Genomic DNA, 24,430 nt, shown 5'->3' with positions numbered 1-24,430 from the left:
CCACATTAGAATTGTGTTTGCCTCTGGAGAATTGATATGCCCCAACTGACTAATCGCCGCGCTGTCATCACCGGTGCCGGCAGCGGCATCGGTGCCTCCATCGCCCGCGCCTACGCTGCTGAAGGTGCGCGCCTGGTGCTGGCCGACCGCAACGCCGCGAGCCTCGCCGAAACCGCGATCACCTGTCGCAACCTCGGCGCCGAGGTGTTCGAGTGCCTGGCCGATGTCGGCACGGTCGAAGGCGCCCAGGCCAGTGTCTACCGTTGCGTCGAACACTTCGGCGGCATCGACATTCTGGTCAATAACGCCGGCATGCTCACTCAGGCCCGCTGCGTCGACCTGTCCATCGAGATGTGGAACGACATGCTGCGCGTCGACCTCACCAGCGTGTTTGTCGCCAGCCAGCGAGCATTGCCGCACATGCTCGCGCAGCGCTGGGGGCGGATCATCAACGTCGCCTCGCAACTGGGCATCAAGGGCGGTGCCGAACTGACTCACTACGCGGCGGCCAAGGCCGGGGTGATCGGCTTTACCAAGTCCCTGGCCTTGGAAGTGGCCAAGGACAATGTGCTGGTCAACGCCATCGCCCCCGGCCCGATCGAAACGCCGTTGGTGGGCGGGATCAGTGCCGAGTGGAAGCGTGCCAAGCGCCGAACTGCCCCTGGGCCGCTTCGGCCTGGCCGATGAAGTGGCGCCCACCGCCGTGCTGCTGGCCAGCGAACCGGGCGGCAACCTGTTCGTCGGCCAGACCCTGGGCCCGAACTCCGGCGATGTCATGCCATGAGCGAGGTGTAGCCATGTGCGGACTCTGCGGCTTGCTCGGTGAAGACCTTCACTGGAGCGATCCCCTGGGCGACGAGTTGCCCAGGCGCCGCGAGCGCCTGCGCCGCATCGCCGCGATCAACCAGGTGCTGGCGGTGTTCCGGCTCAAGGTCGAAGACTTCCAGGGCGCGTCCTACCTGCTGCTCGGTGCGACCGGTAAACAGGCATTGGCCAGCGGCCTGGATCAACTCTGGCTGGCGGCCGAAAGCATGCTTGGTCGACCGTTGGACCCTCTCGATCCAACGCTGTTGGAGCACTTGGAGTCAGCCCCATGAGCATTGCCCTGAATGTCATCACCGGCTTCCTCGGCAGCGGCAAAACCACCTTGCTCAAGCGTCTGCTGCAAGGTGAAAGCCTGGGCGACACGGCGTTGCTGATCAACGAGTTCGGCGATGTCGGCATCGACCATCTGCTGGTGGAAGAAGTCGCGCCGGACACCGTGCTGCTGCCCAGTGGCTGTATCTGCTGCTCGATTCGCGGCGAACTCAAGGACGCCTTGCTTGGCCTGCTGCAACGTCGAGAGCGTGGCGAAATACCCGCCTTCAAACGTGTGATCCTCGAGACCACCGGCCTGGCCGACCCGGCGCCGATCCTCGCCACGTTGAACAACGATGTGCAACTGCGCGGGCGTTTTCATATCGGCCTGGTGGTCACCTTGGTCGACGCCAGCCATGCCGCGCTGCAAGAGCGCCTGCACCCGGAATGGCTGGCCCAGGTCGCCGCCGCCGACCGCTTGCTGCTGAGCAAAACCGACCTGGCCGGCGATTGCGCGCCGCTGCGTGCGCACTTGCAGGCGCTCAACGCCGGTACACCGATCCTCGCAACCCAGGACATCCACAGCGGCGATCAATTGCTGCTCGGCGAGGGTTTGCGCAGCGCCGAACCGGCCGTGGAAGTCAGTCGCTGGCAACTGCATCAAGCCACCAGCGCCAACCATGGCGCCGCACAGGTGTGCAGCCTGACCTTCGACCAGCCGCTGGACTGGGTCGGCTTCGGGGTATGGTTGTCGATGCTGCTAAGATGCCACGGCGAACGAATCCTTCGCGTCAAAGGACTGCTCAACGTGAACGCCAGTAACGCCCCTATCGTCATTCATGGCGTGCAGCATTGCCTGCATGCCCCGGTGCACTTGCCTGCATGGCCTGGCACGGACCGCCGGTCACGGCTGGTGTTTATCCTGCGCGGCCTCGACCCGATATTGCTGCGCCGCTCCTTTGAGGTGTTCTCGCGGCGGTTCGCGGCATGATCACACTGCGCGTTCTCGGCACCTCAGTGACCTTGCTCGAAGCCTTGCGCGTGCGCGCCGAGCAGGAGCTGGGGATTCGCCTGGTCTACCAGGTGCACGATGTCGAACAGGCCCAGCGCATCGCGGTGATGCATCCCGACAGCTACGACTTGTACGACCAGTGGTTTCACAACGTCGACTTCGTGTGGCCGGCCGGGCGATCCAGCCCATCGACACCCGGCGTATCGCGTTGTGGCACGAGATCAACGACTTGCCCAAGCGTGGTCGCCTGTCGCCCAACGACCGCCTGGGCAGCGGTAGCGTGCCCAGCGAGCGCCTGTTCGTACAACACGACGGCAGCCTGGGCAGCACGGTCACCGACCGCATCAGCATGCTGCCCCTGACCCACAATGCCGACAGTTTCGCCTACCGCCCCGAGCGCCTGCCCGAAGGCTTTTGCCACAGCAATGAGAGCTGGGGCTGGCTGCTCGATCCGGCCTGGCGCGCCCGCACGGCATTGCAAAGCGACGCCGCCATCGGTGCGCTGGATGCCGCGCTGGCGGTGCAGGGCGCGGGACTGGCGCACTTCAACGACATCGGCAATATGAGCATCGAAGAGATCGACGTGCTTGCCGATATCCTGGTGCGCAAACAGAAGGAGGGCCACTTCGCGGCGTTCTGGTCGGACGATGAAGAAGCCGCACAGTTGATGCTCAGCCCCAGCATCGATATCCAGAGCCTGTGGTCGCCGACCTTGATGCGCCTGCACCGCGCGGGCGTGAAGTACCGCCTGGCGGTGCCCCGCGAGGGCTATCGGGCCTGGTTCGGTGGCTTGTCCCTGTCGCGCCACGCCAGCGGCGCGGTGCTGGACGCGGCCTACGCGTACCTCAATTGGTGGCTGTCCGGCTGGCCCGGCGCGGTGATGGCGCGCCAGGGCTACTACATCGGCAACCCGGCCCGTAGCCGCGACCACCTGAGCGGCGCCGAGTGGGACTACTGGTACGCCGGCCAGCCTGCGCGTGAAGAGTTGCCGGGCAGCGACGGATTGCCGCTGATCGATATCGGCGAGGTGCGCGATGGCGGGTCTTATGAACAGCGCATGGGGCATATCGCCGTGTGGAACTCGGTGATGGATGAGCACAACTACCTGGTGCGGCGCTGGGGGGACTTCATGCGCGCCCGTGGCTGAGGCGTGGTCAAGGGCTCGTCGCCAATAAACTGTCAGTGAAATCCCCGTTTCTATTGGGTGGACTTATGCGTTGTGACAGCTAATCTGCTAATTCGAAATATCCCATATAAGTGGATGTTTTTTTGACGCCAGGTCAGCTGTTGCAAAGGATGCGCATGACAAAAGGACGTAGTGGCAGAAGAAGGCCAACGCTGCCCGAGGGCACAGCCATGACGTGGCGCCATACGTTCCAAACCCGCATAGCCGGGGTGCTGGCGCTGTTGCTGCTGGTGGTGGTGGCCGCCACTTACTTCGCGGTCAAGGCCGCGACCCTGCGTGCCGTGGAGAACCAGGCCCAGGTGCAGTTGAAAACCGGTCGCCAGGTGTTCGAGCGCCTGCTCGACCTGCGTGGTCGGCGCCTGCAATACGGCCTCGACTGGCTGACCGCTGACGGTCCGTTCAAGGCGGCCGTGGCCGAAGGCAACCCGGCGAAGATTCTGGGCGCGCTGCGCCGGCACGGTACCGGTATTCGTTCCAGCGAAGTGTTTGTGCTGGGGCTCGACGGCGATGTGTTGGTCAGCACCTTGCCGATTTTCACCCGTGGCCAAACTTTCCCCTACCGCGAGGCACTGCGCCAGGCACGGCGCAGTGGCCTGCAAATGCTGATCGTCGCCATGGACGGGCGTCCCTACTTGCTGGTGCAGGACCAGGTAGTCGGCCCGCAGCCCATCGCTCGGGTGGTCATGGGGTTTCCCATGGACACGCTGTTTGCCAATGAATTGCGCTCCATGAGCAATCTGGAGGTGTCGTTCCTCAGCCTGCAGGACGGTCGGCGCGGCCCGTTGTTCAGTACCCAGCCTGTCGCGCACCAGGCCACCACGCTCAGCCTGTTGCGCGATGCGCCGGTTAACGCCGAGGCATCGATCCGCTTGTTTTATGGTGAGCGCGTGCTCAGTCAAGTCGTGTCGCTGGCCAATACAGGGGGCGCCGATGAGGTGCGCGTGTTGCTGCAAAGTCCGCTGGAGCATGCGCTGGAGTCCTTCGCGCCGCTGGACCGGCAGTTCCTCGGGATTGCCCTGGCGGTGCTGCTGGTGTCGTTGGTCGGCGCGCTGGTGCTGGCGCGGCGGGTGTCGCGTCCGCTCAATGCGCTGGTGGACGCGGCGGGTCGCATCGGCTCCGGTGATTACCGCACGCCGGTACGGGTACGCGGTCACGATGAGTTCGGCCTGCTGGCGCGGGCGTTCAATGCCATGCAAAGCGGCATTGCCATGCGCGAGCGGCAACTGGAACATAACGCGCTGCATGACCCACTCACCGGCCTGCCCAACCGCACCCTGGCCATGGAACGCCTGGGCAGTGCGATCAGCGCGCGGCGGCCGGTGGTGTTGCTGTACCTGGGGATCGAGAATTATCGGGTGATCAACGAAGGCTTCGGCCCCGAGGGGGTGGAGGTCATGATGCGCGAAGCCAGCCGCTGTCTGTCCATGAGCCTGCTGGCCAGCGACACGGCGGCGCGCATCACCGGCAGCGAGTTTTTGCTGTTGCTGGAAAACACCGAGGTCGACCGCGCCGTGGCCCGCGCCGACCGTCTCTACGCCTTGCTCACCGAACCCCAGCGCATCGGTAATGACGAGCTGCGCCACGAAGTGAGTATCGGCATCGCCGCTTACCCCGCCGACGGCCAGCAGGTGGAAGAGTTGATCAGCCGCGCCGCCATTGCCCGTCACGATGCGGCGGCCTTTCCCGGCTACCTGCAGATCTACCAGCAGGACCGCGACCTGGCTCACCAGCGCCAGATCACCCTGATCCGTGACCTGCGCCGGGCCGCGGTGGAAGGCGACTTGTACCTGTGTTACCAGCCCAAGCTCGACCTCAAGCACGGCCATGTCGGCCAGGCCGAAGCCTTGCTGCGCTGGCATCACCCGACGCTGGGGCTGGTGTCGCCCGCTGAATTCATCCCCCTGGCCGAACGCACCGGCAGCATGTCCAGCCTGACCCACTGGGTGATCGAGGCCGCGATCCGCCAGATCGCCGAGTGGACGCTGCGCGGTTTGCTGATCCAATTGTCGGTGAACATCTCGGTGGATGACCTGGCCGATGACGACCTGGCGATTCGCGTCACCCGCTTGCTGATGCAACACGACGTCGCGGCCACGCAGCTGCTTTTCGAAATCACTGAAAGCGCGATCATGCACAACCCGCAACAGGCCCTGCGCGTGCTGGAGCAACTGCGCGGTTGCGGCATCAGCCTGTCGGTGGACGACTTCGGTACCGGTTACTCGTCGCTGGCGCAGTTGCAGCGCTTGCCGGTACAGGAACTGAAGATCGACCAGTCTTTCGTGCGCAACCTCGACAGCACCAGCGGCGACGGCGTGATCGTGCGCTCGACCATCGAGATGAGCCATAACCTGGGGCTCAAGGTGGTGGCTGAAGGCGTGGAGTTCGAGCCGAGTTTGAAGCTGCTCAAACAGTGGAATTGCGACACGGCCCAAGGCTATCTCATCAGCCGACCGCTGGATGCCATGGCGTTCGAGAGGTGGGTGCGGCGCGAGGGTACGCCCGCCTAGATCCCAGCCGGCGGGCTACAGAATTCTCCCGCAGGGTCGATAACCTCTACAGGGCTTGACCGATCGCATAGGTTTTTACCGACCGGCGGTTCACATATGCTCTTTATTCAGTGATGGCATTTTGCCTTGTTTGCGGCATGATGGTTGGCCCTTGCTGTACCAAGGCTGGCCACTTTTTTCCATCTGTTGCGGATGCCCCATGGCCCGAATGATTCATGTGTTCTCAGGTGTAGCGCTGGCGCTGATGGTGGCGTGCCCAGCCTCGGCCGCCACCCTTGAGGTGTTGATGCGCCAGGCCGACGGCAGCCCCGTGGCGGATGGCGTCGTGACCCTTCAGGGCCCGGCGGGTGCGTTCAGCGGTGTGCTCAAGGCCGATATGGACCAGCGTGGCCAACGCTTTGCGCCCCATGTGCTGGCGGTGCGCACCGGCACCCAGGTGCGCTTCCCCAACAGCGATAACATCCGCCATCAGGTTTATTCCTTCTCCGCCGCCAAGCGTTTCGAACTGCGCCTGTACGAAGGCACGCCCAGCGACCCGTTGCTGTTCGACAAGCCTGGCGTTGTGGTGCTTGGGTGCAATATCCATGACTGGATGCTCGGCTATATCTTCGTGACCGACGACGCGCATTTCGGCGTCAGCGACGCCCAAGGCCGCGTGCGCCTTGATCAACTGCCGCCCGGCGATTACCACGCCACGGTGTGGCACCCGCAACTCAAAGACATGCAGCCTCTGGACGGCGGCAACTTGCACGTCACCGCCGCCGGCCTGAGCCACAACGTGGTACTGAGCCTCGAGCCGGCCTCCGCCGATATCCCGCCGACGCCGAGTGCGTTTGGCGACGCGTTCAATCGAGCCGCCCGTGAAACTGCGCAGTAGCTTCCAGGCGCGGGTCGCCAGTGTCCTGATCCTGCTGTTGCTGGTGGTGATCGGTGCGCTGTATTTCAGTGTCAAGGCGGCCACCAACTCAGCGGTGCGCAGCCAGGCGCTGGCTCAGTTGGAGGTGGGGTCGCGGGTGTTCGAGCGCTTGCTGGACGTTCGCGGTCGACGTCTGGCCGATGGCGTGCAACTGTTGGCCGCCGACTTCGGCTTTCGTGATGCGGTGGCCAGCGGCGATTCGGCGACGATGCGCTCGGTGCTGCTCAACCACGGCAAGCGCATCAACGCCAGCGATGTGATCCTGCTGGGCATGGACGGCAAAGTCCTCGCCAGTACGTTGAGCGAAGTGCCCGAGGGCTCGACCTTCCAATACGATCAGTCGCTGCGCGATGCCCGGCGCAACCACCAGGCCATGCTGATCGTGCCACTGCAAGGCCAGCCGCACCTGTTGGTGGAAGCCCCGGTGCTGGCGCCGTTGCCGATTGCACGGGTGGTGATGGGCTTTAGCATGGACGGCGCATTTGCCGATGAGTTGCGCTTGTTGAGCAACCTGGAAGTGTCGTTCCTGGCGATTGCTCACGATCGGCCGGGCGAGTTGGTCAGCACCCAGCCGCAGGTTTTGCGCGACAGCATTCTGGCCCTGATGCAGGGCGATACGACACGCCATGGGGTGTCCACCACCGATCACCTGGCGCAGCGTTTCCTCAGCCAGTCCCTGGTGCTGGCCAGCGATCAGGACGGCAAGGTCCTGGCTTTGCTGCAAAGCCGCTGGATGCGGCGATGCAGGCCTTTGTGCCGTTGGACGAAAGGATCCTTGGCATCGCGCTGGTCGCCTTGCTCGCCTCGTTGATCGGCGCCTTGTTGCTGGCGCGCACCGTATCGCGCCCGGTGCAGACGTTGGCGCAGGCGGCCGAGCGCATTGGCCAGGGCGATTACCACACGCCGGTGGCCCTGGCGCGCAGTGACGAACTGGGGTTGCTGGCGAATGCGTTCAATGCGATGCAAAGCGGCATCGCCGAACGTGAGCAACAGTTGGCGCATAACGCGCTGCACGACAGCCTCACCGGCCTGCCGAACCGCGCACTGGCCATGGAGCGCCTGGGCAGTGCTATTGCCTTGCAACGGCCGGTGGCGTTGGTCTACCTGGGTATCGATAACCTGCGCGCCGCCAGCGAAACCGCCGGGCCCGATGCGGTGGACCAATTGCTGCTGGCGTCAGCCGCCGCCTGGAGGCGGTGTTGCGCCCCGGCGATACCTTGGCGCACCTGATCGCCGATGAATTCCTGCTGTTACTCGAAGGTGCGGGCAGTGACGAGGCGGTGGGCATGGCCGACAAGCTGCAACAACTGCTGCTGCGCCCCCAGCGCATCAACGGCCACGACCTGGCGCTGGATTGCCGCCTGGGCATCGCGGCCTACCCGGCCGACGGCGAAAGCCCGCACACCGTGCTCGAACGCGCGGCCATCGCCATGAACGACGCCGCGAAAATGCCCGGCCGCCTGCAGGTTTATGAGCAGGGCCGCGACCTGGTGCATCGCCGCCAGATCACCCTGATCCGCGACCTGCGCCACGCGCCCGGCCAAGGCCAATTGCTGCTGCATTACCAGCCCAAACTGGACATTCGCCAAGGCCATGTACGCCAGGCCGAGGCCTTGCTGCGCTGGCAGCACCCGCAGTTCGGCATGGTCTCGCCGGCGGAATTCATCCCCCTGGCCGAGCGCTCGGGCAGCATCCACTTGTTGACCCAATGGGTGATCGAGGAGGGCATCCGTCAACTATGCGAGTGGAACCGTCGCGGCCTGTATTTACAGCTGTCACTGAATATCTCGGCGGACGATTTGCTCGGTGACGAACTGGCCCATCGGGTCTCGGCCTTGCTGCGCCGGTATGGCTTGCCGGCCGAACAGTTGCTGTTCGAAATCACCGAAAGTGCAGTGATGCGTGAACCGGAAAAAGCCCTCAAAGTCCTGCACCTGTTACGCGATTGCGGCATCAGCCTGTCGGTGGATGACTTCGGCACCGGCTACTCGTCGCTGGCTCACCTCAAGCGCCTGCCGGTGCAGGAGTTGAAGATCGACCAATCCTTTGTGCGCAACCTCGATGAAACCAGTGAAGATGCGGTGATCGTGCGCTCCACCATCGAGATGAGCCACAACCTGGGCCTCAAGGTCGTCGCCGAGGGCGTCGAGTATGCCCACAGCCTGCGTTTGCTGGAGCGGTGGCAGTGCGACACGGCCCAGGGGTACCTGATCAGCCGGCCCTTGAGCGCCGACGCTTTCGAAGCCTGGGTGGCGTTGCCCCTCAGTGCGCACACTTCCTTGATTCATTGAGTAGCTGGCGTGCGACTTTCTCTTCTGGTTGGCTGCCTGGGGGCGCTGACCCTGCACACTGCGTTGGCCGATAACGGCCGGCTGATCGCCACGGGCGGTGCCAGCAGCATCGAGGGCTCAGCGGGCGGCGGTATCACGCCTTGGGCGGTGTTGACCGGCTACGGCGAGCAACATGAATGGGGCGCCACGGCGTTCGCCACCACGGTCAATCTGCCGGACTATCGGCTGGACGTGGCCGGCTTGGCGCTGGCTTACGACAACCGTGTCGAAGTGTCTTTCGCCCGCCAACGCTTCGACCTTGGCAACCTGGTGCATAAGCTCAACTTGCCCGAAGACAACCTGGGCCAGGATGTACTGGGTGTGAAGGTGCGGCTGTTCGGCGACGTGATTTACGACCGTTTGCCGCAGGTGTCCCTCGGCCTGGAATACAAACACCAGACCAACTTCGATATCCCCAGCCTGGTGGGGGCCAAGCGCGACAGTGACGTCGAAGGCTACCTCGCCGCCAGCCGTTTGTTCATGGGCGCTGCGTTTGGCTACAACGTGCTGGTCAACACCAGCCTGCGCTACAGCCGCGCCAACGAAACCGGACTTTTGGGTTTCGGCGGCGATCGTCGGGACAGCCGCAGCCTGCTCAAGGAAGGTTCGGTGGCGGTGCTGTTCAACCCGCGCTGGGCGCTGGGGGTCGAATACCGGGAAAAGCCCGACAACCTGTCGTTTGCCGGTGAAAGCGATTGGGCGGATGTGTTCGTCGGCTACTTTCCCAACAAGCACTTATCGTTTGTATTGGCTTACGCGCGGCTTGGAGAAATTGCCACGTTGGACAACCAGAACGGCACCTACGTGTCGGTGCAGGGGAGCTTCTAATGCGCGTTCTACCCATCGCGCTGGCAGTGCTGCTCAGCGCCTGCGCCCAACAACCGCCCAAGGACGACAGCCTGTACCGCGATCTCGGCGCCATGCCCGGCATTACGCGGATTGTCGAAGGGATGCTGCTCAATATCGCCCGCGATGAGCGCATCGTCGAACGCTTTCGGCGCATCGATATCCAGCGTTTGCGCAACAAATTGATCGAACAGTTCTGCGTCGAAGCAGGCGGGCCATGTACCTACACCGGTGACAGCATGGCCGAAAGTCACAAGGGCCAGAACGTCAGCCGCAGTGACTTCAATGCGCTGGTGGAGGATTTGATTGCCTCAATGGACAAAGAGGGCATTGCAGTTGCGGTGCAAAACCGCCTGATCGCACGGCTGGCGGTGATGCGCGGTGAAGTGATCGAACAATAGTCACCTGAACACCAAGGTTCAAATGTGGGAGGGGGCAAGCCCCTCCCACATTTTGATCGTCATCGTCCATTAAAAAGGCGGCTACCTGTTGAGGGTAGCGCCTTTGTTTACCGCCGGCCCTGCTTAATCCGGCAGTTTGAACGCCATCACATAGTCACCCTGCTTGGTGCCCAGGGAACCATGACCCCCGGCCACGACCAGCACGTACTGCTTGCCGTCCTTGCCGGTGTAGGTCATCGGGGTGGTTTGCGCGCCGGCCGGCAGGCGGCCTTCCCACAGTTGCTTGCCGTTTTTCACGTCGTAGGCACGCAGGTACTGGTCGAGGGTACCGCTGAGGAACGCCACGCCACCGGCGGTGGTGAAGGTGCCGCCCAGGCTCGGTACGCCCATGCTCAGGGGGATCGGAACCGGCGAGCTGTCACGCACGGTACCGTTCTTGTGCATCCAGATGGTTTTGTGGGTGGTCAGGTCGACCGCCGCCACATAACCCCACGCCGGTGCCTGGCACGGCAGGCCCATTGGCGACAGCAAAGCTTCGAGGATCACGCCGTACGGCGCGCCTTTGTTCGGCTGCACGCCTTGGGTTTCGCTGACGCGCGGGCCTTGCTTGGCGATGTCGGCGGCCGGGATCAGTTTCGATTTGAACGCCATGAAGCTGGGGTTCACGAACGCGATCTGACGCACCGGGTCGACGGAAATGCCGCCCCAGTCGAACACGCCGAAGTTGCCTGGGTACACGATCGAACCCTGCAGCGATGGCGGAGTAAACGCGCCGTCGTAGCGCATGGATTTGAAATCGATGCGGCACAGCATCTGGTCAAACGGTGTCACGCCCCACATGTCGCGCTCTTTGAGCGGCGGCGGCATGAAGTTCAGCTCGGACTTGGGTTGCGTCGGGGAGGTGCGGTCGCCCGCCACTGCGCCTTGAGGTACCGCCACTTCGTGGATCGGCACCACCGGCTGGCCGGTCGCGCGGTCCAGCACGTAGATGCTGCCTTGCTTGGTCGACGCCATCACCGCCTGCTTCACGCCGGCGTCGGTCTTGATGTCGATCAGCGACGGTTGGCCACCCACGTCCATGTCCCACAGGTCGTGGTGAGTGAACTGGAACGTCCACTTCACGTGGCCGGTGTCGATGTCCAGCGCGGTCAGGCCGGCGGCGTATTTTTCGGAATCGTCGGTACGGTCGCCGCCGTACTGGTCGGGCATCTGGTTGCCCATCGGCAGGTAGAGCATGCCGAGTTTTTCATCCACGGCGAACATGGACCACATGTTCGGCGAGTTGCGGGTATAGGTCTTGCCCTCGGCCAACGGTGTGGTGTCGTCCGGGTTGCCGCTGTCCCAGTTCCACACCAGCTTGCCGGTGTGCACGTCGAACGCACGGATCACGCCGCTTGGCTCGTCGACCGAGACGTTATCGGTGACGTGACCGCCGATTACCACCAGGTTCTTCGTCACGGCCGGTGGCGAAGTGGAGTAATAACCGCCTGGGGCGAAGCTGCCGATATTGGCACGCAGGTCGACCTGGCCTTTGTCGCCGAAGTCTTCGCACATCTTGCCGGTGTCGGCGTTCAGGGCGATCAGGCGGGTGTCGGCGGTCGGCACGAAGATACGCTTAGGGCAGGCATTCGGCGCGGCGGCCGGGCTGGCGCTGCCGGTCGGGCTCTGTTCGGAGGCGTAGGCGGCGTCATCGTGATACGACACGCCACGGCAGGTCATGTGCGCCCAGCCCTTGAAGTTCTCGGCACCCTGGGTGCTGATCTTCGGGTCGAAACGCCAGATTTCCTTGCCGGTGTCCGGGTCCAGCGCGATCACTTGGCTGTGCGGGGTGCACACGTAGAGCATGCCGTTGACTTTCAGCGGGGTGTTTTCCGCGGTAGTCTCGCCCGGATCGCCTGCGCCCGGGATGTCGCCGGTACGGAAGGTCCACGCCGGTACCAGCTTGTGCGCGTTCTGCGGGGTGATCTGCGCCAGTGGCGAGTAACGATCACCGAAGGACGAACGACCGTAGGAGTTCCAGTCGCCGTCGGCCTGCGATGGCGCGGCATTGGCCATGCCCGGTACCGCGTCGCGGTCCAGTTGGCCTTTGATCTCACCGGGGTTGGTGAACTGGCTGGCGAGGGCGGCAGCGCCGGCCAACACCACCGCCACGCTCAGCGCGCCGGTGCCCAACGGGGCAGGCTGGCCACGCAGCAACGGGCGGCGAAACCACGGCAGCAACATGACGATGCCCAGGGCGAACAGCAGTGCCAGACGCGGCACCAACTGCCACCAGTCCAGGCCGACCTCCCACAGTGCCCACACCGTGCTGGCGAACAGCACGAGTGCGTACAGGCCCAGTGCCGCGCGGCGGGTAGCCAGCAACAGGACGCCGGTCAAGGTGATGCCGATACCGGCCAGCAGGTAGTACAGCGACCCGCCGAGCATTGTCAGCTTGATACCGCCAGCCAGCAGGGCCAGGCCCATGATCAGCAGCAAGACGCCTAGCAGCCTGGGCAGCAGGCGGCTTGGGCTTGAAGCACCATCAGTGCTCATAGTGTGTTTCTCCGTGACGTTGGAATAAAGGTGTAACTCCGTGCTTCATTCACTGTAGATGACGATTCGGCACGGGCTTGGTTCAGCGTTATTTTGGGTTTTTCCGTGGAGCGGCTCGGTTATCCACAGGCCGGCGATTTATCCCCAGGCGCGGTTGGGTGTAAGACAGCGCTGTCTTTGTGGGCGGGAATAATCAGCAAGATGGGTCGACCGGGGGAGATGAAACGTTTCAGGTTGTTGCGAAGGATAAAGGGAGTGGGCGGCGAGAGAAAGGGTCAATCGCGATATGCATCATTTCCGATCTGGTAACAGTGACAAAACGTCGCTCGAAGCCTCGCCTGCCATTGACAGTGCGAGGCTTTTTGGCAAGCGAACTCAGTTCACGCGTTTCATCCCCCGAGGAAGAGCTGCCAGGAGATAGGCCAGCGTGCGGGCCCGGTGCTCTTTGAGATTCCAGCGGTCAATGAATAAAAAGCCTTTGTCATCGAACTGCACCGCAGTTTCCAGGATCTCGCCGGAGTTGGAGTGATGCAGGATACGCACGTCGGTCGGCGACGTCTGTTCCACCGCGTAATCGCCAATGTTACGCAGACGCGTCCTGTCGAACGCGACGAAAGCCGGCTCGGGAGTGTGCCCTGGTGTGGCGATGTCCAGCCGGAAGTCAGCGTCTAATGTAGAGCCTTCGGGATGCAGTTCACGGCTGGCCCGTGAGATGCCTTTGGCTTGTACTGGCGCGACATCGCGCACGTGCAGACTGACAACGTCCATCAGGTCGACCATGCCGGGTGTGCCTTGGAACCAATTGGTATGTGCGCTACCTACCAGCGAGACCCAGCGGTGGGCACCGTGTTTTACCTGGTCGGCCTGGATGGTGCGCATTGCGAAATAGTTCATGACTTCGGTGCGGGAGTATGGGCTCCCGTCCTGGCGCAAACTGGCCACGCAATCAATCGCCCTGACCCTGATCCCGTATTTATTGGCGCGCTCCACCAGTGTTCTGAAGGAGTATCGACTGCCTGCCGGCACGCCATGACCGACATCCAGAGATTTCAAATACTCTTTCAAGGGTTTGGACATGCTTCCCGTTTGGAGCAACGTGTCCAGTGATGCTTGATGAAGATCGGTTGTCAGATGTTCCAGATACAACGTCTTGACGCCGGACGTCTTGGCCAAGTGCTTCATATTGTCCATCAGGAAGCGTTTGCTGGACGTTGCCGCATGGCTTTCACCGACGACAAGGCCGTTGGTTTTACTGAAGACCGCATCAATGAATTCGGTCTGGGTGATGGTGTCCCGCACCCCTTCCAGAGCGGTACGTGGTGCGGGAATGAAGGTTTTGAAGAACGCTTCTGCCTCTGTCCCCAGTTTGGTCCGGCTTATCTTGAACGCATTCTGCGCCTGGCTTTTAGGCGCAACGGTTTCAATGTAAGCCGTAGCGAAGAAGGTTCTCTTGCCGATTGGCCAGGCCATTTGTTCTCGGTAGATGACAGCGTATTGCGCGGGCAGGTCAAATTGGCTATAGCTCTGGGCCGAGATGGGGAGAGCCGTCGAGGGACCAGGCTCTTCAGGCTTTTTGTAGTCACTCTCAAGCTTGAGGCGGAAGTCGGCCTTGGCCAGCGGGTCTCCCGCAATGTCGCCGGCAATGTCTGGACCGATGCTAACGGGGTCGCCGGTCGGAACGTCAACGATGCGCAGGCTTGCGGTTTTTTCCAGATCAGCGATCCCGGGCACGCCGTGGTAGGTGTTCGTGCGTTTTTGCTCTACAAGTGCTATCCATCGCTCATCGGTTTTTTGTGCGGTATCGATGCCAATCACCTTGTGCGAATAGAAATTGGTGAGGGTGTTGGAACGATGGGAAAATGAGGGGGTATCGGGCAGTTCCAGCGCGCCGTCCAGGTCATAACTGGTGGATGCGTCCAAGCCTTTGACTTGAATCTTCTGGGCACGTGCGGCAGTCAACAATCTGCTGTAGCTGTATTTGGTGTGCTTGCCCAAGGCCAAACGCTCATCTACCGCGTTCAACTGGTCGGTGACATTACGGGAAGCCCCTGTGGTGTTGTATTGGTCGAGCTTGCCCTGGAACACGTCCCGAGGCAGATGTTCCACATAGAGTGTTTTGACCCCTTGTCGGCTGAGGGTCGGCATGTTGTCGATCAAAAATTTCTTACTTGCGATCGAGTGGTGCGTTTCGCCGATCACCAGGCCGTTTGACTCCTTGAAAAGCTGCTCGATGATAGAAGCATGGGACGCTGAAGGTTCAACGGTGAGCACGTCCGCTCTTGGGATGAGAGGCTCTAGGTCCCTAAAGTACTGGTTGGCATCGCGGGTGAGCTGGTCTACCTGGAGCAGGTAGCGTTCACGCACGGGGCGCAGTGATTCTATTTCTTCCCTGACGAGCGATGGCGCGATATTAAGGTCAAGCGCTTCTGAGTACTGGGTCAGATCTCTTTTGTAGTTGGGGTTCAGGACCTGGGTCATCTTCCTGCGATGCTGCTCGGGCATTTCGTAACGATCAAGAGGAGTGTCTGCAACGGTCGGTCTGGTGGGAGCCCCACCCCTGGCGCCTGAACGAACCCATTTACCCTCGACGTTCTTGTTCACCAGCCGCGCCGTGGACTGTAGCGACTGGGTGACGGCATCGTACCGGTACAACAGAAAACGACCGAGGGGGTCGGCTGTGCGTGATGCCCAGAATGTCTCACCGTTGTAAACCACCGGCTGCATATCGGCGGCGGCAAATGAAGGCCGCGGATGTGCCGGGTTCGGCGGTTGGAGTCGCTGGACAGCGTCTATAAGGTTGCTGTTTTCCACGGTTCGGAAAATAGGTCGCGCGGGCAACTTATTGAATTTCCCCAGTGCCCTCAAGGTAGGCTTGAGGTCGGTCAACAATCCGCCCGCGGCATTCGCCAGTGCGGCCAGGTAATGGCCGAACGCGGCTTCCTTATCACCCTGGGTGTAGGCGATCAGCGCCAGCATCGCGTCCTTGAACATGAATGCCGCGCCAACCGCCAGGCTCAGCGGTGGAAACGGGATGGTCACCACGGCGAGCACGATTTCCAGCACATCGACGCAGGACCAGATCACATTCATCACCGCGTCGAGACGGCTGGTGGTCGTGGCTTTGACATTGTCGATGATGAACTGGAGTTTGTTGTTGTAAAACGCGAAGGTCGGCTCGTTCAACAACGGCAATGCCGTGCCTGCGTGTTCCGGCGCGTCATACAAAGGGCGACCGGGCGTGGTCGGGTCCTGAGCAGGAAGACTGCCTTTGGAGGACTCCAGGAAGTTACGCAATGCCAACTGATTGCGCAGCAGGCAACGCGCGCAGTAGTAATCGATTATCCCACTGATGTTTTTCAACATGTAATTGAACAATTTGGCCCGCCTGAAGGCGATGCCGTCCGGAGCGTTGGGGGTATAGAGCAACGTGTATTCATTCGGGTAGGTGAACACGTAGCAGCCATCGATAACATGGCTGTCGATTTGTAACGGGTAGATTTTAAAGCGCTGACGTGTGGCAGGGGAGTTGTCTCCCAGGCTTTCGATGCTTTGCACCAGCCAGCGCTGCTCGGCCGTCGCTATATGGCCGCATAGGCGGCTTTCCAAGGCGCAGCTTTTCATTTGCAATTGCTGAACGCTCAGCACCGCTGTGCGTCGCTCGCTGTAGCGGGGATCGTTGGGGTTGATCAACAAGTGCTTGATGGCCTCGACATAACGTTCGCCGATCCAAATGCCTTTTGCTGACTCCACGGCTTTATCAAGCGTCAGGCCCTTGAGGTCGACGCCTGCTGGCGCTTTGATCACGGTGTTTCTATTGATGGCGTCGAAGGCGTGGTAGAGGGGGATCAGGTGCTTCAGGCCAAATGCGTCATACCCGTCTCGAAATAGCTCCAGGTACGAGAAACTCTTTATGTCGGCCAACAGATCGGTGGGTCTTCGGGAGGGGTAGAACCACACATCCCTTGGGTCGACGTCGCCTGCGGGATTACCCAGCAAGGCATTCAGGTGAGTTTTTGCCGTGGTCAGCAAAAAGCTGTCGAAGTCCGGGAACCGAGTGTGTTCCTTGAACGCGTTCTGGTAGGTCTGCTCGGCGCCATGTGCGTCGTCCGCCAGCGTCAGGCGTAACTGCCGATCAGCGGATGAGCAGCTTCGCAACCAGGACGGGGTTGTCAGGGTTTCTTCTTCCTCCTGCGTCACCAGCATGAAGTCGACCATGTGATTCAGGCAATCGGCATAGCTCGACATTGTTTCGAAGGTGATGATGTCGTCAGGTTGGGTATGACTTTGGACGTAATGATGCAGGGCTTTTTTCAGTGATTGGCGGAATCTGGACAGGACCTGCTCGAACAGGTAGTCGGCCATAGGGTAGGGTCCGGGCATCCCCGGAGCTGGAAACCAGACGTAGATGTGGTCCTTACACGCCTGTTCGCTGTTGAAACCCTTGAGTTGTTCGTCGCGCGGTGCGCCCGGCGTGTAGAGCAACACCCGAGTGATTTCGCCTTGCGCGTCGGTGCGGCAGAGCACCATGACGTCCTTGAGTTGCGCGCCATGGACCTTCACGGTTTTGGCTTTCAGGGTTTGATCGTTTTGCTGGCGGCCGCGAAGCCATTCATGCTCATCGGCGGTGATGTGCCCATGCAACAGCGCCAGATAATTCGAGGTCTCGGTACGGCGGTCCAGCGTCGTTTGCAGGGCCTGTTTCAACGCCGGCTGACTGTGCGCCCTGCGCTGTTCTTCAGCAAAATCAAGGCGTGGGCTCAGAGACCGGGTCAGGTCGATCAGGTAGCGGATTGACAGGTCTTCGTACTGTTGCGGCAGCGACTGGCCCTGGTAGGACAGTACGCTGTGGTTGAGGAAATCCGACCCCGGTTTGTCGTCGTCGACATGCAACCCTCGCAGGACCAGTTCCACCAGCGTGTGCGAATCCTGATAGGTGCCGACCCCCGCCACTTGGCGGCGGGTAGTAATGATCAGTTGATCGGGGTGCAGGTCGTCATAATCATGATCTCGTTCCAGCCGTTCGAGCAGTTGCAGGCGTGCGCACGCTTGCGGGGAGACACCCTTGCCGAACAGCGCCTGGGTTTCCTGATGACTGGCTTCGTACTCGCTGAAATGACGCGCCAGCTGCTGGCGTTGTGCGGCAGTGGCACTGCGATACCAGTCCGGTGCCGCGAGGAGCAGCGTTCGCTCCTGCAGACTTCTGGTGTACAGGTCCAAGCGTAAGCTCAGGTCCAGTTGGCAGGCGGCCAGCGCCCTATCGAGTTCATCGACCAGTTGCCGAGGGGACAACTCAGGGGTTCGCTCGCTGCTCAGTGCATACGCGATGTCCTGCGTCCGTTTGGCGTGCAGGGCGTTATAGGTGTGTTCGGTCACCGTCCCTGGTCCGATCGCCGACAGCTCGATTGGCCAGATGGCGGCGGTGTGCAGGTGTTGATACTGGCGCGGCAGGCACCCCAGCACTTCGTTGCGTGAAGAGAGGGATTGCATGCACTGCAGCAACGTCTCGTCCAGATGCCTGAGCGAATCGAACGACTCCAAGCCTCGGGTCGGCGTGAACAGGAGCACCGGGCCGACATCGACATCGGTGGCCAGTGAGCGGACCGGTTCGCGCAGAGTGGTCAGAACAAAGGCTCCGGCAAACTCGATGTTCTGCGCGCGGTATTCAAACGTCAGGGCATACGTGCCCGGCCTTGACGCGGGCGGCAGAAAGCCCACGGTGCGTTCGACGAGCGCCTGGTCGCTGGGAGCCAGCAGACTGTTTTTGACTTTCAGTTTTGCCTCGTCCAGCAGCGCTTCGACGGCTATGTCCATGAGGCGATTTTTGCGAGGTTTGTGCTGTAACTCCGCCTGTTGCTCAAGGTAGGCCAGCCTGGCGTTGAGCGCCGTGTGAGTGCTCTCCCTGAGTAATGTCCCTGCTGCGCCCTTCAAATTGAGGCCGGCCAAATTCTGGTAGGTCAGTTTTGCCGCGCTCGCAACCTGACGGTTATCCAATAGCAATTGCTCGTTGTATCGCTTCAGCCGGCCGAGCTCCGGGGGCAGGCTTTCCATGGCATGGCCATTGTTCTCCAAAAGCCCCGTCGATTGGGCGATCTGGTTAAGGCTGGTCTTTAGCTGCTCGAAAAAAAAGGACGTGTTACTTGAAGTGGTCATGGCACATTCCTTGTCTTAAAGAAATGATTGTGTCGACCGTGTGTGCGCAGAGGTGCTACACATTTATAGGGCGCCGGCAGGTTTGTGCGCCGTCAGTGATAGGTGGCGCTTCCACCCACCGACGCCCTCGGCTAAGGTGCGCAGCTTGTTATTTTTCCTTTGGCAAAAAAGGCCTGGTATGACCGCTCAAGCGCAAGATCCCCTCCATGGCGTGACCCTGCAACACGTCCTCACCACGCTGGTGGAACACTACAAATGGGAAGGCCTCGCCGAGCGCATCGATATCCGCTGTTTCAAGAGCGACCCGAGCATCAAGTCGAGCCTGACGTTCCTGCGCAAGACGCCGTGGGCGCGGGAGAAAGTCGAAGGGTTGTACGTCAAGCTGATGCGCACCAAACGCCCGCTGGACTGAGTCAATGAAGCGCTTTATTGCAGCGGCGGCACTCGCCGGTTGGAGTGGCTTGGCGATCCAGCAGTACCTGATTCTTTATTCGCGCTGGACCAGTGGCGCGAGCCTGTTGGGCGGGTTGATCAATTTTTTCAGTTTCTTCACCGTGCTTACCAATACCCTGGCGGTTGTGGTGTTGAGCTATGCCCTGGTCAATCGACACTCGGCGGCGCAGCGGTTTTTCCTTGCACCGAAGGTCAGCAGCGCGATCGCGGTGAGCATCGTGGTGGTGGGCCTGGCGTACAACCTGTTGCTGCGGCATTTGTGGCAGCCCGAGGGCTGGCAGTTCATCGCCGACGAACTGCTGCACGACGTGATGCCGGTGCTGTTCTTCATCTACTGGTGGCGCTGCGTGCCCAAGGGGACATTGCGCGTGAAATACATTGGCCTGTGGGTGATTTATCCACTGGTGTACTTCGGCTATGCGCTGCTGCGCGGGGATCTGCTTGGGCAATATCAGTACCCGTTCATTGACGTCGGCACCCTGGGTTATCCACAGGTGTTCGTGAATGCCGGGGGGATATTGGCGGGGTTTGTATTCGTCGCGTTGCTGGTGATAGGTCTGGATAAACGACTAAAACGAGCGCGGTAAAACAGGGAGCTGGCTTGCCGGCCCCCACATCGATCGCGTTGAGGTTTACTCCTCGCCACTGCCCTCGGCGCGCCAGTAGCCGACGGCCTTGAGGAACGCTTCGTCAATCTGGTGCGTATCCAGCAGCACGCGGCGTAGCTGACGTGACAATTTGGTCTCGGTGGCGATGAAGCTGTACAGCTTGCCGCCTGGCAACCTCAGGTTGCGCACCATATCGAGCAGGTCATCCTGGCCGCGGACCACCCAGATCACCTCGATATCGGCCGCGCTGTGCAGCGCCTGTTGTTCCGCCGCGTTCGCGATTTCAATCACCGCCAACACCTTGCGTCCCGCCGGCAGTTCTTCCAGGCGTCGACCGATGGCCGGCAGCGCGGTTTCATCGCCAATCAGAAGGTAGCTGTCGAAGATGTCCGGCACGATCATCGAGCCGCGCGGGCCGCCGATGTACAGATGCTGGCCGACTGTGGCCTGCGCTGCCCAGGTGGCGGCAGGGCCATCGCCGTGCAACACAAAGTCGATGTCCAGTTCCAAGACCGCTAGGTCGAACCGGCGCGGGGTGTAGTCGCGCATTGCCAATTGCGCACCATCGGTCTTGATATCGAACGTCGGGCTTTCCAGCGCGGCCTGTTGCGCGGCGGTCTGTGGGAACAGCAGCTTGATGTGGTCGTCACTGCCCAGGCTGACGAAGCCTGCCAGTTGTGGCCCGCCCAGGGTGATGCGGCGCATGCGCGGGGTGATGTCGACCACCCGCAGCACGTCCAGGCGGCGGCGCTTGATTTCGTGGGTAACGCGGTGGATTCCCAATGTGCTTGATGTGTTCATTCGGCTTACTCCGGTAGGGATTGCGCGAGGGGGCCGTCGACAATGGCCTTGGCGGTGTCGTTGAGCAGGGTGCTCACGCGCAGGATTTCTTCCGCGCTCCAGCGCCCGTGATGCAACTGCAAGGCATGGCGCAGGTTATGCACGGCCTCATGGATTTGCGCCGGGCGGTCATGCCCGCGCAGCGAGCGCTTGCTCACCTCGATGCGCATGCGCACGCCCTCCAGCGCCACGGCCTGGTCCTCAAGGGATAAACGTCCGGCGTCGGTCACGCTGTAGCGTTTTTTGCCGGCATCGGCATCGCCGCTGATCATTTCGCTCTCTTCAAGAAACGTCAGGGTCGGGTAGATCACGCCGGGGCTGGGGCTGTAGGCACCATCGAACATAGTTTCGATGCGGCGGATCAGGTCGTAGCCATGGCACGGTTGCTCGGCGATCAAGGCCAATAGCAGTAATTTCAGGTCGCCGGGGGCGAATACGCGCGGGCCACGGCCGCCGCGTTCGCGACCGGGTGGGCGTCTGTCGAAGCTGTCGTGATCGGCATGATCACGGGGACGGTGGTCTCTCATCTGCGTTCTCCGTGTGTGTTTAAAGATATAACTTAAGATATATCTTTATGTTTCGCAGCTGTTTTTTTATTTGGGTGATGAACGGCTCTGGGTAGGAAATTTCTGGCAGTCGCTGATTGAATTTCTGAAAAGCCTGTCATTTTTTACTTTGACATAGGGCGAAGTGACTACGGGCTTCCAGGAAGGGCCTTGCTTATTTGCGCGACGAAACAGTCGATCATTCGGCGGATTTGAAGTCTCTGGCGGCAGCGTCCTGCTCAAATCCAGGGGCTGGCTTGATTCAATAGGCGAGGTGGCGAGAATGAGACGTTGGGTGATGGCATTGTGGGCGGTGGTGTGGGGGCTGGCGCCCATGCCTGCCGCCAACGCGGCAAGCCTGGATATTACCGCGGTGTTTGCGCCCGATTCGGCGAACCCGCACAGAAACGAATTCAAGAACACCACAGGCAATCGCGCATTCTGTGGCACCTTTCCGGCGTATTGCGAGCGATTGGGCATTCACAGCCTGTCGGTGCCGATCACGTTTCGATCCAATGCGCCGATCCTGGCCAACCATGAGTCTCCACGCCAGGGCGCCATGTTCAAGGTGCCGTCGAACTGGAGAACGCTGCAGGTGACCAATACCGAAACCGGCGAAACGTCGTCGCTTGAGGTTCGCATCGCGGGTATCGGCAGCACTTATATCCTTCCAAAGCTGGTGTCGGAGATCACCGAAGGTGGCAACCACGCCAGTTTATGGGTGGGTGGATCGTGGGGCTGGGCGGCACCGTCTCCTTGTATCTATACCGGGTGGAACAGCTATTCAGGGCGGGGGCAGAATTTTTTCTGGATAACGCCCGAGGGCGACTACACCTGTGCAAAAAAGGCCCGCTTCGATATTCCGCAAGCTTTTGATTATAACTACGCAGGTGCCGGGCAATTATTGTTCGCCTACGCTTTGCGCACGCCCAATCCGCTGCAAATGTCGACCGGAAATTATGTCGGCTCGCTGACCTACAGCATCGGCCCCGGGCAAGATTTCGACATGGGCGATGTCATGGTCGCCAACGACTCGGCCCTTACATTGAACTTCAACCTTGAAGTCCAGCACACCCTTAAGATCGAAGTGCCTCCCGGCGGCAACCGTGTCGAGCTGATCCCGCAGGGTGGCTGGCAAGCCTGGTTGAGCCAGGGGCGCAAACCGACGCGGCTGTTTCGCGACCAGACCTTCCATCTTTACGCGTCTTCACGCTTCAAGATGGCGCTTGAATGCCAGTACGGCGCCAACGCCAACACCTGCATGTTGTGGGAGCCCAACGTGGGCCATGCCGTACCGGTCAATATCAGCGTAAGCCTGCCCCATGGCCTGACCGACGCAGAGGGGCAAACCGTCAGCCGGCGCCCGCTGCGACTCGATGGCATTGGCACCGAACTGTTCCAGCCGGGCTTCTATGTGGAGCGCAAGCCGGCCACCCTGCATTTTGAGATTGCGCGAGAGCATGTCGAGGAAATGCTCGGTACCAGCTCACGCACCTACGCCGGGAATGTCACCGTGATCTGGGACTCGGAGGTCTGAGTTTCCTGGCCCAGCACGCTACGGGTCAGCCGCCGTCCCAACTCGCTTTCATCGTAGAAACTGTCGCCGAAGATGCGCAGGTAGATGGCATCGCTCATGGGCTCGCCGGTCAGCACCACACTGTGCGGCACGCCCATTTTATCGGCGAGAGCGGTCAGCTGTTGGCGCAGTTGCTCACTCGTGGCCGAGTCTTGTTGAACAGCCGGTCGCTGCAGGTAATGTGCCCAGTCGTCCTGGGCCGAGCGCAAATCGTCGACCCCGGCAGTGCTGTCGCGATGCAGGCATTGATTGTCCCGAAACGCTTGTGGGTAGGTGTCCATCAAGTAGTTGTTCCAAAAATCCTGTTCGAGCATCTGGTTCACCAGCCCATCGCCTTGTTCGAGTTCCAATACACTGTCGCCGGCTGTTTTCAGTTGCTCGGCGCTGACCCCGGAGGTGGTTCGGTAGGCCATGTGGCTTGAGAGCCAGGGCAGGTCGAGGCGTTCTTTGAGCCCCGTCTGATAAGCAACGTAAACCTCCACTTCATCGACCGTGCCGCGCTGTCCTTCGAGCAGCTCGGTGTTCAGGCGCAGGCCCAGTCCGCCGGCATCCAACGGCGCGAGCCGGTGCTTTACATCGGCCTGGGCGATGCGGTTGACCTGGTGCAGCCGTGCTTTCTGTCTGGCCAGCCGGGCCAGCGCCGGGCCCAAGGTGCTGAGCGACGCGTCGCGATACGCTTCGAATACCAACACTTCGATGCCCATCGCGTTGAAAATTTCGGCACCGGCGTCGGCGCAATTGAACGGTTCCCTGGCCATCAGGAACAGACGTTCGCGCAATCCATCGTCGCTGTGCATGGCTTGCAGCATGCGCCAGACATTCAGGCTCAACTGCGTGCGGTTGAGCTGGTAACGACCGGCGTCCTCAGGCGTCTGGAAGGTGACGCCCTCGACTTGCAAGCTTCGGATGACTTCAAAAAAGCCCTGGGAACCCTGTTCGCCCTCCAGATCATCCCAGAGGCGTTGCAAGTGTTCTCGGCGGGCACCTCGACGATTTTCCAGCCAGAACGCGCTGTCGATTTCGCCCCTCGCCGGATAGGTGCGCCAGGGGTCCAGCCCGGCGGCCCGCCTGAGATCGACCATCAGGTTTTCGCTGTCGAAATCAAGTCGCTGTCGATCCAGGCGCGTGCGCACCACCAGTTCCGCCTGCCACGAGCCGGGCTCGACCAGGGGCAGTTGGCGGACAGCGGTATTGCGCAGGTCGAGGACAAAGGTCGCGGGGCGCGGGAGTTCGAACAACCCCGACGGCCAATTGCCGATCCCCGTGTTATCGAGCATCAACATTTGCAAGAGCGGCATGCGGCTGATATCCGGCGCGTGCAACAGATGCGCGTTGTGTGAGAGCACCAGGATCTTCAAATGCTGAAACTGCTTGAGCTGCGCCAGGCTTTGTTCGGTCCACTGGATGGGGTTGCCGCCCAGTTTCAAACCGTTCAGGCGCGCCATCTG

General features: G+C 61.3%; 15 protein-coding genes and 4 pseudogenes. 14 read left to right on the top strand and 5 right to left on the bottom strand.

All coding sequences use genetic code 11. The annotated features are described in order from the left end of the window. The first annotated feature begins 36 nt into the window (after positions 1 to 36). The 11 genes and pseudogenes from JWR98_RS07850 to JWR98_RS07810 all read left to right on the top strand — a co-directional run bounded on the left by JWR98_RS07850 (position 37) and on the right by JWR98_RS07810 (position 10,275). Positions 37 to 784, top strand: a pseudogene (locus JWR98_RS07850) (SDR family NAD(P)-dependent oxidoreductase). Between the two features lie 13 nt (positions 785 to 797). Continuing rightward, on the top strand, positions 798 to 1,097 hold the full coding sequence (locus JWR98_RS07845; protein ID WP_078731737.1) for a hypothetical protein: 300 nt from the start codon (positions 798 to 800) through the stop codon (positions 1,095 to 1,097). Continuing rightward, complete coding sequence (locus JWR98_RS07840; RefSeq protein WP_078731738.1) at positions 1,094 to 2,068, top strand: CobW family GTP-binding protein; 975 nt, start codon at positions 1,094 to 1,096, stop codon at positions 2,066 to 2,068. Before JWR98_RS07845 ends, JWR98_RS07840 begins: the two co-directional genes overlap by 4 nt. Beyond that, positions 2,065 to 3,236, top strand: a pseudogene (locus JWR98_RS07835) (ABC transporter substrate-binding protein). The gene JWR98_RS07840 and the pseudogene JWR98_RS07835 overlap by 4 nt, the downstream one beginning before the upstream one ends. A 209-nt stretch (positions 3,237 to 3,445) precedes the next feature. Continuing rightward, entirely contained in the window at positions 3,446 to 5,782 is a 2,337-nt protein-coding gene (locus tag JWR98_RS07830) for a putative bifunctional diguanylate cyclase/phosphodiesterase (protein ID WP_205489691.1), read from the top strand. A gap of 208 nt (positions 5,783 to 5,990) precedes the next feature. Further along, positions 5,991 to 6,659, top strand: coding sequence for a methylamine utilization protein (locus tag JWR98_RS07825; RefSeq protein WP_425273163.1), 669 nt, complete (start codon positions 5,991 to 5,993; stop codon positions 6,657 to 6,659). Then, positions 6,643 to 7,276 (top strand): annotated as a pseudogene (locus tag JWR98_RS30105) (cache domain-containing protein); the annotation flags it as partial. The gene JWR98_RS07825 and the pseudogene JWR98_RS30105, both read left to right, overlap by 17 nt. A 163-nt stretch (positions 7,277 to 7,439) precedes the next feature. Continuing rightward, positions 7,440 to 8,083: pseudogene (locus JWR98_RS30100) on the top strand (GGDEF domain-containing protein); the annotation flags it as partial. Between the two features lie 45 nt (positions 8,084 to 8,128). Then, on the top strand, positions 8,129 to 8,989 hold the full coding sequence (locus tag JWR98_RS30095) for a putative bifunctional diguanylate cyclase/phosphodiesterase (protein ID WP_425273162.1): 861 nt from the start codon (positions 8,129 to 8,131) through the stop codon (positions 8,987 to 8,989). Positions 8,990 to 8,998: 9 nt separating this feature from the next. Next, on the top strand, positions 8,999 to 9,856 hold the full coding sequence (locus tag JWR98_RS07815) for a DUF3034 family protein (protein ID WP_205489682.1): 858 nt from the start codon (positions 8,999 to 9,001) through the stop codon (positions 9,854 to 9,856). Then, positions 9,856 to 10,275 carry a group I truncated hemoglobin gene (locus tag JWR98_RS07810; protein WP_078731744.1) on the top strand — a complete coding sequence of 140 codons (420 nt, stop codon included), beginning with the start codon at positions 9,856 to 9,858 and terminating at the stop codon, positions 10,273 to 10,275. The genes JWR98_RS07815 and JWR98_RS07810 overlap by 1 nt, the downstream gene beginning before the upstream one ends. Positions 10,276 to 10,398: 123 nt before the next feature. Here the strand turns inward: JWR98_RS07810 and JWR98_RS07805 are convergent, their stop codons facing one another. Further along, positions 10,399 to 12,810, bottom strand: coding sequence for a glucose/quinate/shikimate family membrane-bound PQQ-dependent dehydrogenase (locus JWR98_RS07805; protein ID WP_205489680.1), 2,412 nt, complete (start codon positions 12,808 to 12,810; stop codon positions 10,399 to 10,401). Between the two features lie 375 nt (positions 12,811 to 13,185). Continuing rightward, positions 13,186 to 18,960 (bottom strand): membrane-targeted effector domain-containing toxin, encoded by a 5,775-nt coding sequence (locus tag JWR98_RS07800; RefSeq protein ID WP_205489678.1) that lies wholly within the window; start codon positions 18,958 to 18,960, stop codon positions 13,186 to 13,188. A gap of 178 nt (positions 18,961 to 19,138) precedes the next feature. On the opposite strand from JWR98_RS07800, the gene JWR98_RS07795 reads away from it, so the two are divergent. Together JWR98_RS07795 and JWR98_RS07790 are read left to right on the top strand one after the other, a co-directional pair. Continuing rightward, positions 19,139 to 19,372, top strand: coding sequence for a VF530 family protein (locus JWR98_RS07795; protein WP_078731747.1), 234 nt, complete (start codon positions 19,139 to 19,141; stop codon positions 19,370 to 19,372). Positions 19,373 to 19,376: 4 nt separating this feature from the next. Next, positions 19,377 to 20,000, top strand: a complete 624-nt coding sequence (locus JWR98_RS07790; RefSeq protein ID WP_205489676.1) for a Pr6Pr family membrane protein — start codon at positions 19,377 to 19,379, stop codon at positions 19,998 to 20,000. 45 nt (positions 20,001 to 20,045) lie between these two features. Here JWR98_RS07790 and JWR98_RS07785 read toward each other — a convergent pair whose 3' ends face one another. Further along, on the bottom strand, positions 20,046 to 20,822 hold the full coding sequence (locus tag JWR98_RS07785; protein WP_078731749.1) for a siderophore-interacting protein: 777 nt from the start codon (positions 20,820 to 20,822) through the stop codon (positions 20,046 to 20,048). 5 nt (positions 20,823 to 20,827) lie between these two features. Then, the gene (locus JWR98_RS07780) at positions 20,828 to 21,388 is read right to left on the bottom strand and encodes a PadR family transcriptional regulator (protein ID WP_078731750.1); all 561 of its coding nucleotides are present in this window, start codon (positions 21,386 to 21,388) and stop codon (positions 20,828 to 20,830) included. A gap of 301 nt (positions 21,389 to 21,689) precedes the next feature. Between JWR98_RS07780 and JWR98_RS07775 the strand changes: the two genes are divergently transcribed. Then, entirely contained in the window at positions 21,690 to 22,943 is a 1,254-nt protein-coding gene (locus JWR98_RS07775) for a hypothetical protein (RefSeq protein ID WP_078731751.1), read from the top strand. On the opposite strand, the gene JWR98_RS07770 is transcribed toward JWR98_RS07775, so the two are convergent. Next, entirely contained in the window at positions 22,901 to 24,427 is a 1,527-nt protein-coding gene (locus tag JWR98_RS07770; protein WP_205489674.1) for an NEL-type E3 ubiquitin ligase domain-containing protein, read from the bottom strand. The two genes, JWR98_RS07775 and JWR98_RS07770, sit on opposite strands and share 43 nt — an antisense overlap. Between the last annotated feature and the right edge of the window lie 3 nt (positions 24,428 to 24,430).

It is taken from the genome of Pseudomonas lactucae (assembly GCF_016937615.1).
Taxonomy (GTDB): domain Bacteria; phylum Pseudomonadota; class Gammaproteobacteria; order Pseudomonadales; family Pseudomonadaceae; genus Aquipseudomonas; species Aquipseudomonas lactucae.
The sequence above is the reverse complement of the archived record's forward strand: the minus strand, read 5'-3'. Positions and strand labels throughout refer to the sequence as shown.

What these genes read in the sequence shown, in the direction of transcription:
- JWR98_RS07840 (WP_078731738.1), top strand. Translation starts at nt 1,094, where the DNA reads ATGAGCATTGCCCTGAATGTCATCACCGGCTTCCTCGGCAGCGGCAAA.
- JWR98_RS07795 (WP_078731747.1), top strand. Translation starts at nt 19,139, where the DNA reads ATGACCGCTCAAGCGCAAGATCCCCTCCATGGCGTGACCCTGCAACAC.
- JWR98_RS07810 (WP_078731744.1), top strand. Translation starts at nt 9,856, where the DNA reads ATGCGCGTTCTACCCATCGCGCTGGCAGTGCTGCTCAGCGCCTGCGCC.
- JWR98_RS30095 (WP_425273162.1), top strand. Translation starts at nt 8,129, where the DNA reads ATGAACGACGCCGCGAAAATGCCCGGCCGCCTGCAGGTTTATGAGCAG.
- JWR98_RS07785 (WP_078731749.1), bottom strand. Translation starts at nt 20,822, where the DNA reads ATGAACACATCAAGCACATTGGGAATCCACCGCGTTACCCACGAAATC.
- JWR98_RS07780 (WP_078731750.1), bottom strand. Translation starts at nt 21,388, where the DNA reads ATGAGAGACCACCGTCCCCGTGATCATGCCGATCACGACAGCTTCGAC.
- JWR98_RS07770 (WP_205489674.1), bottom strand. Translation starts at nt 24,427, where the DNA reads ATGGCGCGCCTGAACGGTTTGAAACTGGGCGGCAACCCCATCCAGTGG.
- JWR98_RS07845 (WP_078731737.1), top strand. Translation starts at nt 798, where the DNA reads ATGTGCGGACTCTGCGGCTTGCTCGGTGAAGACCTTCACTGGAGCGAT.
- JWR98_RS07800 (WP_205489678.1), bottom strand. Translation starts at nt 18,960, where the DNA reads ATGACCACTTCAAGTAACACGTCCTTTTTTTTCGAGCAGCTAAAGACC.
- JWR98_RS07775 (WP_078731751.1), top strand. Translation starts at nt 21,690, where the DNA reads ATGAGACGTTGGGTGATGGCATTGTGGGCGGTGGTGTGGGGGCTGGCG.
- JWR98_RS07830 (WP_205489691.1), top strand. Translation starts at nt 3,446, where the DNA reads ATGACGTGGCGCCATACGTTCCAAACCCGCATAGCCGGGGTGCTGGCG.
- JWR98_RS07790 (WP_205489676.1), top strand. Translation starts at nt 19,377, where the DNA reads ATGAAGCGCTTTATTGCAGCGGCGGCACTCGCCGGTTGGAGTGGCTTG.
- JWR98_RS07825 (WP_425273163.1), top strand. Translation starts at nt 5,991, where the DNA reads ATGATTCATGTGTTCTCAGGTGTAGCGCTGGCGCTGATGGTGGCGTGC.
- JWR98_RS07805 (WP_205489680.1), bottom strand. Translation starts at nt 12,810, where the DNA reads ATGAGCACTGATGGTGCTTCAAGCCCAAGCCGCCTGCTGCCCAGGCTG.